This is a genomic window from Prochlorococcus sp. G4PB17 (assembly GCF_059772445.1).
Window position 1 is genome coordinate 659,716 of record NZ_CM186288.1, and the last position, 12,507, is coordinate 672,222.

A 12,507-nucleotide genomic window follows, 5' to 3' on the forward strand; every position below is an offset into this window, starting at 1 on the left:
ATTTGTGATTGATCAACTATTAGTGATTGATCACCTTATCTGGCCCCATCGTCTAGAGGCCTAGGACACCTCCCTTTCACGGAGGCGACAGGGGTTCGAATCCCCTTGGGGCTATAAAAAATATTTAATTAATTTTTTAAAAATTTTTCAAACAAGATCAATATTGTTTTTTTAGTAACTTTTATATAACTTTTATTGAAAATTATTGAAAATAAAATTTTTTAAAGTTTTTTTTGAAGCCTTACACAAAAATCATAAAGAAGAAGAAAAATAATATTCAGACAACACAAAGCATTTAATTCTTTAAAAACTAGTGAAATAAATCGATTTAGGAGTGCAAATGATCATGTGACGGTCTCAAAAGGTGAACCAACAAATTAGTAATATCATAATAAAACAGCTAAAAGTAACCTCTTCTTGGTAATCTCAGCTTCTAATTTAAGTTTTTATGGCTTACTCAGAGACAAAGGTAGTTCTTGGTGGTCTTGCACATATTCCTATCATCATTGGTTTTTTCTATTTAATACGTAGGCAATATTCATTTGGTGCGATTTTGCGAACTGGTAAAAACGCTTTAAGCGAAAAAGTTCAAGCTAGTCCCGCTGCAAAAGCCGCCCCTGCAAAAGCTGCCCCTGCAAAAGCTGCCCCTGCAAAAGCTGCCCCTGCAAAAGCTGCCCCTGCAAAAGCTGCCCCTGCAAAAGCTGCCCCTGCAAAAGCCGCTCCTGCAAATAAACCTCATGCAGATGTACCAGTAAATACTTATAAGCCAAAGGCACCTTTTACAGGAATAGTGACTGAAAACTATTCAGTACTTAAAGAAGGAGCCATAGGAAAAGTTCAACACATAACTTTTGATCTATCTGGGGGTGATCCAGAATTCAAATATGTTGAAGGTCAAAGTTGTGGAATACTTGCGGCAGGTGAAGATGCTAAGGGGAAGCCTCACAGAGCAAGACTTTATTCAATTGCAAGTACAAGATATGGTGACAACTTCGCAGGAAATACACTCTCATTATGCGTTCGCCAACTTCAATATGAAAAAGATGGTGAAACAATTAATGGAGTTTGCTCAACATATTTATGCAACTTATCACCTGGGGACAAAGTAAAAATTAGCGGGCCTGTAGGGAAGGAAATGCTCCTTCCAGAAGAAGAAGATTCAAACATCATAATGCTAGCCACCGGCACTGGCATCGCACCAATGAGAGCTTATTTAAGAAGGATGTTCGAACCCACTGAAATAGAAAAACATAAGTGGAATTTCAAAGGTAAAGCTTGGTTATTTATGGGAGCACCTAAAACAGCAAACTTGCTTTATGATGCTGATTTTGAGCACTACAAATCAAAATTCCCTGAAAATCTTAGATATACAAAAGCAATTAGTAGAGAACAGCAAAATACAAAAGGAGGCAGAATGTATATTCAAGACAGAGTCCTTGAACATGCTGAAGAAATTTTCAATATGATTGAGAATCCAAAAACTCATATTTACCTATGTGGATTAAAAGGAATGGAGCCAGGAATAGATGAGGCAATGACTACCGCAGCGGCTGCAAAGGGATTAGATTGGTCCGAACTTAGACCTAAACTTAGAAAAGCTGGTAGATGGCATGCTGAGACCTACTAAACAAATAAAAAAGTCTGGAAAGCCATAATTATTAATTACATTTAGTAATTTTTTTCTATATTCAATCAATAAAATCAATTTAACTTTTAATCATTCCACTACTAAAAATGGTGAAATGATTAATGGCTATTTGATTCAATATTTCTCACTTGATTGTCAAGGAAAGTATTAATGAGCATACCAGTAACAAACCCATTAAGAATTGGACTACGGCAAGAGCGAGTAGTACCTCCTCAATGTCTTATTATTTTCGGGGCATCAGGGGATCTAACACATAGAAAACTTGTGCCTGCGTTATTTGAACTCTTTAAACAAAGAAGATTACCCAGCGAGTTTGCAGTTTTAGGCTGCGCAAGAAGACCTTGGACTGATGAAATATTTAAAACAAAAATGGAAGATGCTCTTTCATCTCAGATAAAAGAAAGTCCAAAAGAATGGGAATTATTCTCGCAAAATCTTTTCTATGAACCGGTAGATCTCCAACAACCAGATCACCTAGTAAAACTTGGAGAAAGACTGGAAATAATAGATAAATTGCAAGCAACTCACGGCAACCGAACTTTTTACCTTTCAGTATCTCCCAAGTTCTATGGAAGTGGTTGCAGAGCTTTAGCTGCTGCAGGATTATTGAAAGATCCTAAAAGAAGTAGAGTAGTAATTGAAAAACCTTTTGGAAGAGACTTCAATAGTGCACAGTCACTTAATTCTCTCGTTCAAGGCTGTGCGCAAGAAAGTCAGATATTTCGGATAGATCATTATCTAGGCAAAGAAACAGTCCAAAACATTCTTGTTCTTAGATTTGCTAACACAATTTTTGAACCTATCTGGAATAGAAATTACATTTCCAGCGTTCAAATTACTAGTTCCGAAACAGTTGGAGTCGAAGATCGAGCTGGCTATTACGAATCTTCAGGAGCCCTCAGAGACATGGTTCAAAACCATCTTACTCAGATGCTTGCTCTAACAGCAATGGAACCACCTGGACATTTTGATCCAGAAGCAATAAGGAATGAAAAAGCAAAAGTACTTCAAGCTGCCAAGCTCGCTAATGAAGAGAAACCATGGGAATGCTGTGTTAGAGGACAATATTCAAAGGGAGGTAGTAGTGAATATCCACTACGTGGATATAGAGAAGAACCAGGAGTAAATCCAAATAGCACAACCGAAACATATGTAGCCATGAAGCTCTTCATAGATAATTGGAGATGGCAAGGAGTCCCTTTTTATGTAAGGACAGGTAAACGGTTGGCCAAAAGACTTAGTGAAGTAGTTTTAACTTTCAGAGAAGCTCCAGTTCATCTTTTTGATGCAGCAGGAGGATGTCCAACTTCTAACCAACTAATTCTCAGGATTCAACCCAACGAGGGAGCTGAATTTAGTTTTGAGGTGAAATCACCAGGTTCTGGCATGAGAAGTAGACCTGTAAATATGGAATTTTCCTATGACGAATCCTTTGGTGAGCCTTCAGATGAAGGTTATGTAAGACTTCTTGCAGATGCAATGCTTGGAGATCCAACATTGTTTACTAGAAGTGATGAAGTCGAGGCTGCTTGGCGTTTATATACTCCTCTCCTAGAAATGATTGAAGACTCTCCATGGGAATTACCTGTTTACCCATATGAATCAAGAACATGGGGTCCAACTGAATCAGATTTACTTATTGGTAGAGATCAACTTCTGTGGAGACGACCCTAAAGAAATTAAATCTTAATCTTAGTCCTTAATTTAAATCTAATTAGATGTCTCCTCAATTAACATTACAAACACCTCTTCAACTCCCACCAGCTGAAATCCCCACTTACCTAGATCAACTCTGGTCGCATGATCAGAGAGGAGATAAAGGAGCTAATACATTTTGTTTAATTATCTGGCAACCAGCATGGATTGAACAAAAACTAGTTAGAAGTGGAAAGTTATCAGGACCAATAATTGGAAGTCAACGAATTGATCTTATAGAAGCTGCAAGAAAAATTATTTTAGAAGGAGATCTTCCTAATAGCACTTCACCACTAGATTTTAAAGTTCAATCTTTAATAAGTAACGAAGAATCAACTTGTGAGGTTGAAGACCTTAGGGGGCAACACATCGACACCTCAATTAGTAATCTACAACCACGAAGATTAATAACAATTGCACCAACAATTGAAAAAGAAAAAAATTTAGAAACTTTAGTAGCTGCATATTGCCCTATTCCTGAAGAAGGCGGAGGGAAAACAGCATGTGGCGACGTTATTGTTTTGAGAGGAAATAAAACTGCAATAAATGATGGACTTGAAATAGTAGAGACTCTTGTACCTGATGAACTTCCATCTTGGCTATGGTGGAATGGAAAAATTGACGAGGCTCCGGAATTTCTTCAGGCTCTTGCTTTACCAAATCGACGACTAATTATTGACACTGCATTAGGGGAGCCAAAAGATTGCTTAAATTTATTACTTCAAAGGATTAAATCTGGACAAGCCGTAAACGATCTAAATTGGCTTCGTTTAAGAGGATGGAGAGAGACATTAGCGATGGTATTTGACCCACTGCAAAGAAGAAGTGCTCTTGAGAATTTAGAAAAAATAGATATCGATATTGAAGGATCTCAATCAGTTCAGGGGCTATTGCTTGCTGCATGGATTGCCGATCGACTCAACTGGAAACTTCATAACTGTGTATCTTCAAAAAAAGAACTTTTAAAAGTAAATTTTATTCGTCCTGACAAGACATTTGTTGAGGTTACTTTAACTTCTCTTCCAATAGGAAAGCCAAGTATTAATCCAGGTCAAATAGTAGGTCTAAGATTAATTGCAAGAGCTAATAAAAAACAAAAAAACGATATTTGTGTAATTCTCGCCTCAGAATCTGGGGAATGTATGAGATTAGAAGCCGGGGGCATGGCAAGAATGGAACTTATAGAGCAAGTAGTTCCTATTCAAAAAAGTTCTCTGGAGAATGATGTTGCTCGTTTACTCTCAAGCAGCAGAGGGAGTACAAGTCCTTTGCTTGCAAGTGCAACACCAATAGCGAATAAAATGCTTAATTTAATTAATCAATCCGAATAAAGACCTTCTCTAAATGGCATGCATAATTTCTGCTACTTCGAGTAATAGTGGAAAAACACTTTTAAGTCTTCTTTTAATTTCATGGTTAAAAAGTATAAGCAAAACAGTTCAAACCTTTAAAGTTGGTCCTGATTATTTAGATCCTCAACAACTTTCTGCCGTTTCAGAAAAAGCTTGTAGAAATCTTGATTTAATCCTCTCCGGTGAAAAATGGGTACAAGAAAGTTTTAATCACTTTGGAGGATTAACTGATTTTTCTTTAGTTGAAGGAGTAATGGGATTATTTGATGGTATTGGTAGTAGCTCAAAAGGCAGCACAGCTGATTTGGCAAAAGTTTTAAGCTTGCCAATAGTTCTTATTATTGATGCCAGGGGGAAGGCTGCTTCATTGGCAGCATTGCTAAAAGGTTTTAAAGAACATGATAAGAAATTAAATATTGCAGGAGTTGTTCTAAATAATGTTCAAACTACTAGACATGAAAAAATTTTATTAGAAGTTCTAAATCAAATAAATATAAAATCATTAGGGTGTCTACCTGAATGCAAAGACTTGAATCTTCCAACTAGACATCTTGGGTTGGCGCCAGTTCATGAGATCCTAGATCTAGAACTTAAAATAAAAAAGTGGGCATCAATAGCGAAAAATCATTTAGATATTGAAAGTTTTCAAAAGCTTTTATTATCACCTAAATCCATAGAAACTAAAATTAATTTTTCACCAAAGCACGAGTCAGGTTTTCTTCACCCCATTGCAATAGCTGAAGATGAAGCTTTCCATTTTAGGTATCAGGAAACGAAAGAATTATTAGAAAGTAATGGAATGCCAACTATTACTTGGAAACCTCTTCAGAACGAAAACATCCCAAAGGAAGCAAAGGGATTAATAATCCCAGGTGGTTTTCCTGAGCAACATGCAAAACAATTGAGTAATTCAAAAATCAGCTTAAAATCAGTAAAGGTTTTTGCAAAAAATTTTCCAATATATGCTGAATGCGGAGGAATGATGCTTTTAGGAAAAAGTATATTTGATTTAGAAGGAAGGGAGCATAAAATGTCTGGTGTACTGCCCTTTAAGGCTAAAAAAGGCAATTTAAAGATAGGTTATAGAAAAGCTATAAGTAAAAATAAAAGTCCTATTACATCTCCTGGGAATATACTAATAGGACATGAATTTCATCGTTGGGAAATAATTACTGAAAAATATAATTCAGGAATTAATCCATTATGGGATCTAAGTGGATGGAATATAAAAATAAAAAATGAAGGTTTTTGTAATCATTTAATTCATGCAAGCTGGGTTCATCTTCATTGGGCAAGTTCACCTAAAATTCTAGATAATTGGAAAAGAAGTATCATAGAATATGCTTAAAAAAATTAGTTAATAAAAATGGATTTATAGAACCTACTCTATTAATAATTTATTTAATAGATCTTTATTTTCTTTATTTTTACTATCACCAACAATCCATACTCCTCTACTTGCTCGGCTTACTGCAACGTAAACAAGCCTTCTTCTAAATTCAAGGTCTCTAGGCCAAAAAACATCTGAAGATATGAAAACTTCTCCAAAAGTACTTCCTTGACTTCTATGAATTGTAAGAACAGAAGCAGGACCTAAAGAAGCAAATGAATCCCTAATAAAAAAGAAAAGTTTCCATATTGAAGAATTATTTTTCTTTCCTTTCTCTCTTGCCTGATTACTAAGTTGATTCAAAATAAGGTCTAAATCAATACGAGATTTAGATCCTATTTTAGGTTGTAATCTCAAAGAAAATTCTTTTTGGTCGCATGTAACTTTGGCTATCTGAGACTCAATAATAGGTAAAGAATATTCAAAGTCTTGTTGATTTCCTAAAGAAGCTAAATCAAAACTATTTGGAATTACATCATTCACAATCATTTCTCTGTTAGAACTAATCAAAATATCTGGTTCTTCGCCTATCTCATTTTCATTTAATGATGCATTAGCCATTACAGCCTTACGACTAATCAAGATCTCACCGGGTAAGACTTGATATTGATCGGCCATATCACCATGAATAGCTCTTCTTGCATGAGGAACTAAGTTATCAACAATTCGATTGGTGTAACATAAAAATCTAGCTCTATCATGATCATCTTCCAATGAAGATAAACGTAATGATGACTTTGCTTTTTCCAGCCAATTATTTCTATCTAATATTCCTACACTTCCTTTCTTAGTATTAATAATTGGTATTATTGGTGGTTGATAACAAGGTATTTGTCCTTCTCTAATAATCTTTGCCAATTTGAGAACAGGGCCCTGATGGCGAACAACTTCCTTAAGTTCGGTATTTACAGATCTTTTCATCAGAAAAACTGAGCTATGACTCTCTCCAACTGGTGGAAGTTGAGCTGGATCTCCGACAAAAACTAAACGAGTCGAATTACATCTAGCGCATTCAAGTGTTATCTCCAATAATTTGGAATCAATCATTGAGGCTTCATCAATTAAGACAAGTCCTAAATTCTCCAGAGAGTTCTCGGTTTGATCTGTTTTTTCGCATATTTCAACATCCGCCTGTCTTTTTAACTTAAGTCGAAGCAAACGATGAATAGTTGAGGGGAACCAGGTGGGTTGAATAGATTCATTCCTCAACCCCTCTCTTAAAACTCCTACAGCTTTATGAGTAGGGGCAACTACAGTCCAACAGAGTCTAGCTTCATCAACCTTTTTTAAAAATTTCATCGATAAATATGTTTTTCCGCTACCTGCAAAACCATTCAATACAAAAGGTTTAAAAGAATATGGAGTATTCAACCATTCACAAAATAATTCAAGAGATTTTTCTTGATCACTAGTTAAAACACAACTATCTTCATTAGTTTTTAGTTCTTTCACACAGATACTAATCCCATTATTTGCAAAAGATGCAAAGGAGATCCAAAAAATAAAATTCCTGGCAAAGCGACAGTAGGGCCAAGAAGACTTCCTACTAAAACTTCTATTTTTGTATGCCCCAAAGTTTCCTTTAAAGTAGACTCGGAAGATGATTTATTAGAATCTTTTTTTGAAATCTGATTAACTTTTGCTGCTGTTAAACCTGCCGATCTTCTTATTCCAGAAGCGTCATACATCACAATAAATGCGATTGTTGAAGCCAAAGCAAATAAAGGATCATCAAAACCATTCTGCAGTCCGACTCCTGCCGCTGTTCCTGTTACTAAGGCAGAATGGCTTGAAGGCATCCCCCCTGTTTCTACAAGCACAGATGGACGCCACCTTTGCTTAACAATTAATTCAAATAATAGTTTAGAAAATTGAGCAAGGCCGCATGCAATTAAAGCCCACGCCAACACAGCATTATCAAGAATGTAAACAAAATGAGTCTCAGAAATTTGATTAATATTCATCTATCTCTATTGGTAATGTAATCAGCCAAAGCAAGTAAAGGTTTTGATTTCTCAGGCCAAGGAACAAGGGCATTTTTTGCTTGAGCAACTAAATTATCTGCTCTTTTTCTTGATTCATCCAGACCTAGTAATTTTGGATATGTAGTTTTATCTGCAATTAGATCTTTTCCTGCAGTTTTTCCTAGTATTTCGCTGCTTGCAGTGACATCAAGAATATCATCAATTATTTGAAAAGCTAATCCAATTCCTTTTGCGTAGACAGACAATGCATCCAAAAGCTTTTCATCAGCTCCACCAATTAATGCTCCGCAAGTGACACATGCCTTTAAAAGAGCTCCTGTTTTGTGAAGATGAATATATTCTAAAGTTTCTAAATCAACCTCTTTTCCCTCACAATCAAGATCAACAACTTGGCCACCTACCAATCCAGGTGCTCCTGCAACTAATGAAAGTTCACCAACTACTTTCAAAAGTCTTTCTGATGGCACTCCCTCTGAGCGAATTGATACCATCTCAAAAGCTCTGGTCAAGAGTGCGTCTCCAGCAAGTATTGCTACAGCCTCACCGTAAACTTTATGGTTCGTAGGCCTTCCTCTACGAAGATCGTCATTATCCATTGAAGGCAAGTCATCATGGATAAGAGACATTGTGTGAATCATTTCGATAGCCACTGCTGTAGGTAGGGCTTTTTTGACCTCACCTCCAGCAAGTTCGCAAGCAGCTAAACAAAGTATCGGCCTTAATCTTTTTCCCCCAGCCAAAAGGGAATAGCGCATAGATTCTCTTAATTTCTCTGGCTTTTCAGGGCCCAAAGACGCATCTAGCGCATCTTCAACGAGAGTTCTAGATTTCTCTAGATACTCCGCGAAGTTAAAAGAAGCGATTGCTTCCTGCATGCATAAAATCGATTCTTCTCAATTCTCTCAGGACATTGTGATTCATGGAAGTAAATGACTAATAGTTAAAGGTAATCCACAATGTTTCTGCCACCTATCAACCGTATTTGCTAGAAGCATCGTTACTGTCATAGGGCCTACACCGCCAGGAACTGGAGAAAAAGCCGCAACTTTGTCTTCGATTTCAAATATCTTTACATCTCCACAAAGTTTAGTTTTTGTACTGCCTTGAAAATTTTGCCGCTCATTGGGCAATCTATGTATGCCAACATCGACAACAACACAATTATCGCTAACGTGATTTTTTCCTATTAAATGAGGCTTTCCAGCTGCTACTACAAGTACGTCGGCCTCTCTAGTCAAAGAAGATAAATCTTTAGTTCTCGAATGAGCAACCGTAACAGTAGCATTTGCAGCTTCAAGCATTAAAGCCATTGGCTTGCCAACAAGGATGCTCCTTCCAACTACTACTGCTCTTTTACCTTCGATTTTAATTTGATTGCGCTTTAGCAAAGCCATCACTCCAGCTGGTGTACATGATCTTGGTCCCTTTTCACCTTTTATCAATTTTCCAAGATTCAAAGGGTGTAATCCGTCCGCATCTTTATCAGGATCAATACTGCTAAGCAAGGAAGCTTCATCAAGATGCGACGGTAATGGAAGTTGTAATAAAATCCCATCAACATTCTTTTCCAGATTCAAATTTTTGATTATTTCTACAAGTTCTTCCGATGAAATATCTTCTTTTAAGTGCTTTGCAAAACTTCTAACACCTATTCGATCGCATGCTTTTTCTTTGTAATTGACATAAACTCCACTGGCAGGATCGTTCCCGACCCTTATGACAGCGAGTCCAGGCGAACGTTTCGCAATTTTCAATCCAGATTCGATAGTCTGTTGAAGTATGTGCTCAATTTCTTGAGCAAGTTTTTTCCCATCTAAAATGTTCGTCATAAATAAAATGAGTTCAATTTCAATTTTTGAAATTTTCAAACACAGCGTTAGGCATAGGTGAAAAAGTCTGTGGCTAAATTACCCAGTCCAAAAAGAATTTGGAGAATTTGGTTGGGTAGTCAATCTCCCAGGCGTCCAATACTTCGCTGGTCATCAACTGACAAGTTAGGTCTGCTAATGGTCTGTCTATTAGTAGCAATATTTTCAAGTTATAAGTTACTTGCTGTTCCCGATCTTAAACCGGGAGATCTTGCACCATTTAACGTAATAGCACCGAGAAACGCGACAGTAATAGATACACAGGCTTTAAAGGAAAAGGAAAAAGGACTAAAAGAAGTTTTTGTTCAAGTTATTGATAAAAATCAATCAGATAATTTAGAAAGATTAGTCATACAACAAATCAAACAATTACAAACTTCAAAAGATCCTAGCCTGAGAGAAAGCTTAGATACGATAAAACTAACAATCTCAGAAAGAGACTGGCTAATCAAAACTTCCGATAGTGAATGGAAAGCTTGGGAGAAAGAAGTAAAAAAAGCTTCAAGAAAAATGCTTGCTCAAGGAATTATTAGTACACTTGCACTTGATCAACTAAATGAAGCATCATCACAACAATTAATAGATTTAGGATCAAAAGATTCTCCTAATAGAACATTAGGTACAAAAGTTTTAGCTACTAGTTTTTATCAAAAAAATAATTTAAAAGTTGATTTATCAAAAACAAATATTTTAGTTGAGAATTTAATTAATCAAGAGAATATTAATAAAATAAAAGTCAAGAAAGGAAGCCAAATCACAAAAAAAGGACAGTTAATAAGTTCTCAAGAGTTTGATATTTTAGAGCATTTCAACAAAGTCAGTAGAAGTCCCAGACCAATAAAATGGCTGATAACTTTTTCTGAGGCTTTGGGATGTTGTGGTTTACTTCTTATGATCATGAGAAGAGAAAAACCAAGGCTTGAAGCTAGACATGGTTTGCTTTCTTTAACTTTATTATTTGTAGTTCAATTATCTAAAGATTGGCTGGGGCCACTAGCAAGTCCATTGCAATTAATATTACCTCCTACACTACTTCTGTCTCAAGGTATAGGTACAACGACATCATTAGCCTGGATGGCCGCGGCAAGTCTAATTTGGCCAACATCTCTTGATTTATTTGGTGATATTAGATTAATAATTGCTTGTATAGCTGGTTCTTTTGTTGCATTTTTAGGCAGAAAGATGAGAAGCAGAGCTCAAGTTCTTCAAATAGCTATTTTTATACCTTTTGGGGCTTTATTAGGACAATGGTTTATCTTTAATCAAATAATAAATGAAAAAAATATAGAATTTAATGGCTTACCTTATGACCCTAATTTTCTTTTTAATGAAGCACTTATAATAAGTACAATGCTAATGGTAACAATACTAATTATTCCTATTTTGGAGAATACATTTGGTTTACTTACTAGAGCAAGATTAATGGAGCTGGCTGATCAAGAGCGTCCTTTACTTAGACGTTTATCTAGAGAAGCACCAGGTACCTTTGAGCATACTTTAACAATTCTAAGTCTCGCAGAGGAAGGTGCAAGAGTAATAGGAGCCGATGTTGACTTAATAAGAACTGGAGCTCTTTACCATGACGTAGGAAAACTACATGCCCCAAATTGGTTTATTGAAAACCAACAAGATGGAATAAACCCACATGAAGAAATTAAAAACCCATACAAAAGCGCAGATATTCTTCAAGCCCATGTGGATGAGGGATTAAAGCTTGCAAGAAGATATCGTCTTCCATCAGCAATCGCTGATTTTATTCCAGAGCATCAAGGCACATTAAAAATGGGGTATTTCCTTCACAAAGCAAGAGAGACTGATCCTTCTGCCTCTGAAAAACGTTTCAGGTATAAAGGACCTATTCCTCATTCAAAAGAAACTGGAATTCTAATGCTTGCAGATGGCTGTGAGGCAGCATTGAGATCTCTAGATGCTTCTTCCTCTGATAGTGATGCATGCAAAACAGTTAGAAAAATAATTCAATCTCGTCAGATTGACGGCCAATTAAATGAAAGTAGTTTGACCAGAGCAGAAATAGAAATAATCCTTAGGGCATTTGTTTCTGTATGGAGAAGAATGCGTCATAGACGATTAAAATACCCAAGCTTTAATTCAAGGTAAAAATCTAATTTTTAAATTATTTACTTAAAGCCTAATTCTTCTATGCCCCCTTCTACACCAATAAAGCAAAGCTAATAAATTAAGCAAGGCAATAAAAAGCGATAATCCGCTAATACCAAAAAAATCATTAACTCTAATTAGTCTAATTATTCCATAAGGCAAAGTTCCAGATAGGGTCATAGACAAAGCAACTATTGATAAGATTACACCCCAACCTCTTTGTGCAAAGAGACCTGCTGATGCAACAATTCCCGTAACAGCGGCGGGCCAAGCAAGACTTATTGCGATAGTAATATTGACTGCTTGAAGAGGAGGTCCAGATCCAACAACAAAAGCAATAAAAGGAATTGCAAGTGTATTCGAGATCAAACCAAACCAAGTGAGCGTCCAGTAGCCGCGCATTCCTGAACCCATTTTTAAAAAAATATTCTCTGAAAAAAAATCATAAAGA

10 protein-coding genes and 1 tRNA gene are annotated in these 12,507 nt (G+C 36.2%); 6 read left to right on the top strand and 5 right to left on the bottom strand.

Annotation, left to right across the window (positions count from 1 at the left end; all coding sequences use genetic code 11):
- Positions 1-41: 41 nt before the first annotated feature.
- The 5 genes from AC6EJB_RS04230 to AC6EJB_RS04250 all read left to right on the top strand — a co-directional run bounded on the left by AC6EJB_RS04230 (position 42) and on the right by AC6EJB_RS04250 (position 6,043).
- Positions 42-114: transfer RNA gene (locus tag AC6EJB_RS04230), tRNA-Glu, on the top strand.
- Positions 115-448: 334 nt separating this feature from the next.
- Entirely contained in the window at positions 449-1,627 is a 1,179-nt protein-coding gene (locus AC6EJB_RS04235; RefSeq protein WP_498492465.1) for an FAD-binding oxidoreductase, read from the top strand.
- A 171-nt stretch (positions 1,628-1,798) separates the two neighbouring features.
- A complete protein-coding gene (zwf, locus tag AC6EJB_RS04240) occupies positions 1,799-3,322 on the top strand; it encodes a glucose-6-phosphate dehydrogenase (protein ID WP_498492466.1) in 1,524 nt (507 codons plus the stop codon).
- A gap of 44 nt (positions 3,323-3,366) precedes the next feature.
- Entirely contained in the window at positions 3,367-4,674 is a 1,308-nt protein-coding gene (locus tag AC6EJB_RS04245) for a glucose-6-phosphate dehydrogenase assembly protein OpcA (protein WP_498492467.1), read from the top strand.
- Positions 4,675-4,687: 13 nt separating this feature from the next.
- The gene (locus AC6EJB_RS04250; RefSeq protein ID WP_498492468.1) at positions 4,688-6,043 is read left to right on the top strand and encodes a cobyrinic acid a,c-diamide synthase CobB; all 1,356 of its coding nucleotides are present in this window, start codon (positions 4,688-4,690) and stop codon (positions 6,041-6,043) included.
- Positions 6,044-6,076: 33 nt separating this feature from the next.
- Here AC6EJB_RS04250 and AC6EJB_RS04255 read toward each other — a convergent pair whose 3' ends face one another.
- The 4 genes from AC6EJB_RS04255 to folD are packed head-to-tail and all read right to left on the bottom strand — an operon-like array spanning position 6,077 to position 9,899.
- On the bottom strand, positions 6,077-7,537 hold the full coding sequence (locus tag AC6EJB_RS04255; protein ID WP_498492469.1) for an ATP-dependent DNA helicase: 1,461 nt from the start codon (positions 7,535-7,537) through the stop codon (positions 6,077-6,079).
- The gene (locus AC6EJB_RS04260; RefSeq protein WP_498492470.1) at positions 7,534-8,049 is read right to left on the bottom strand and encodes a divergent PAP2 family protein; all 516 of its coding nucleotides are present in this window, start codon (positions 8,047-8,049) and stop codon (positions 7,534-7,536) included. Before AC6EJB_RS04260 ends, AC6EJB_RS04255 begins: the two co-directional genes overlap by 4 nt.
- Entirely contained in the window at positions 8,046-8,945 is a 900-nt protein-coding gene (gene crtE, locus AC6EJB_RS04265; RefSeq protein WP_498492471.1) for a geranylgeranyl diphosphate synthase CrtE, read from the bottom strand. The genes AC6EJB_RS04260 and crtE overlap by 4 nt, the downstream gene beginning before the upstream one ends.
- A 42-nt stretch (positions 8,946-8,987) precedes the next feature.
- Positions 8,988-9,899: a bifunctional methylenetetrahydrofolate dehydrogenase/methenyltetrahydrofolate cyclohydrolase FolD gene (folD, locus tag AC6EJB_RS04270; protein WP_498492472.1), complete on the bottom strand. Its 912-nt coding sequence runs from the start codon at positions 9,897-9,899 to the stop codon at positions 8,988-8,990.
- A 69-nt stretch (positions 9,900-9,968) separates the two neighbouring features.
- On the opposite strand from folD, the gene AC6EJB_RS04275 reads away from it, so the two are divergent.
- Positions 9,969-12,056 carry an HDIG domain-containing metalloprotein gene (locus AC6EJB_RS04275; RefSeq protein WP_498492473.1) on the top strand — a complete coding sequence of 696 codons (2,088 nt, stop codon included), beginning with the start codon at positions 9,969-9,971 and terminating at the stop codon, positions 12,054-12,056.
- 24 nt (positions 12,057-12,080) lie between these two features.
- Here AC6EJB_RS04275 and AC6EJB_RS04280 read toward each other — a convergent pair whose 3' ends face one another.
- Positions 12,081-12,470, bottom strand: coding sequence for a hypothetical protein (locus AC6EJB_RS04280; protein WP_498492474.1), 390 nt, complete (start codon positions 12,468-12,470; stop codon positions 12,081-12,083).
- Positions 12,471-12,507 lie beyond the last annotated feature (37 nt).

Excerpts from the sequence above, each read along its gene's own strand:
- AC6EJB_RS04235 (WP_498492465.1), top strand. The coding sequence starts at position 449 with ATGGCTTACTCAGAGACAAAGGTAGTTCTTGGTGGTCTTGCACATATT.
- zwf (WP_498492466.1), top strand. The coding sequence starts at position 1,799 with ATGAGCATACCAGTAACAAACCCATTAAGAATTGGACTACGGCAAGAG.
- AC6EJB_RS04245 (WP_498492467.1), top strand. The coding sequence starts at position 3,367 with ATGTCTCCTCAATTAACATTACAAACACCTCTTCAACTCCCACCAGCT.
- AC6EJB_RS04250 (WP_498492468.1), top strand. The coding sequence starts at position 4,688 with ATGGCATGCATAATTTCTGCTACTTCGAGTAATAGTGGAAAAACACTT.
- AC6EJB_RS04260 (WP_498492470.1), bottom strand. The coding sequence starts at position 8,049 with ATGAATATTAATCAAATTTCTGAGACTCATTTTGTTTACATTCTTGAT.
- crtE (WP_498492471.1), bottom strand. The coding sequence starts at position 8,945 with ATGCAGGAAGCAATCGCTTCTTTTAACTTCGCGGAGTATCTAGAGAAA.
- folD (WP_498492472.1), bottom strand. The coding sequence starts at position 9,899 with ATGACGAACATTTTAGATGGGAAAAAACTTGCTCAAGAAATTGAGCAC.
- AC6EJB_RS04280 (WP_498492474.1), bottom strand. The coding sequence starts at position 12,470 with ATGGGTTCAGGAATGCGCGGCTACTGGACGCTCACTTGGTTTGGTTTG.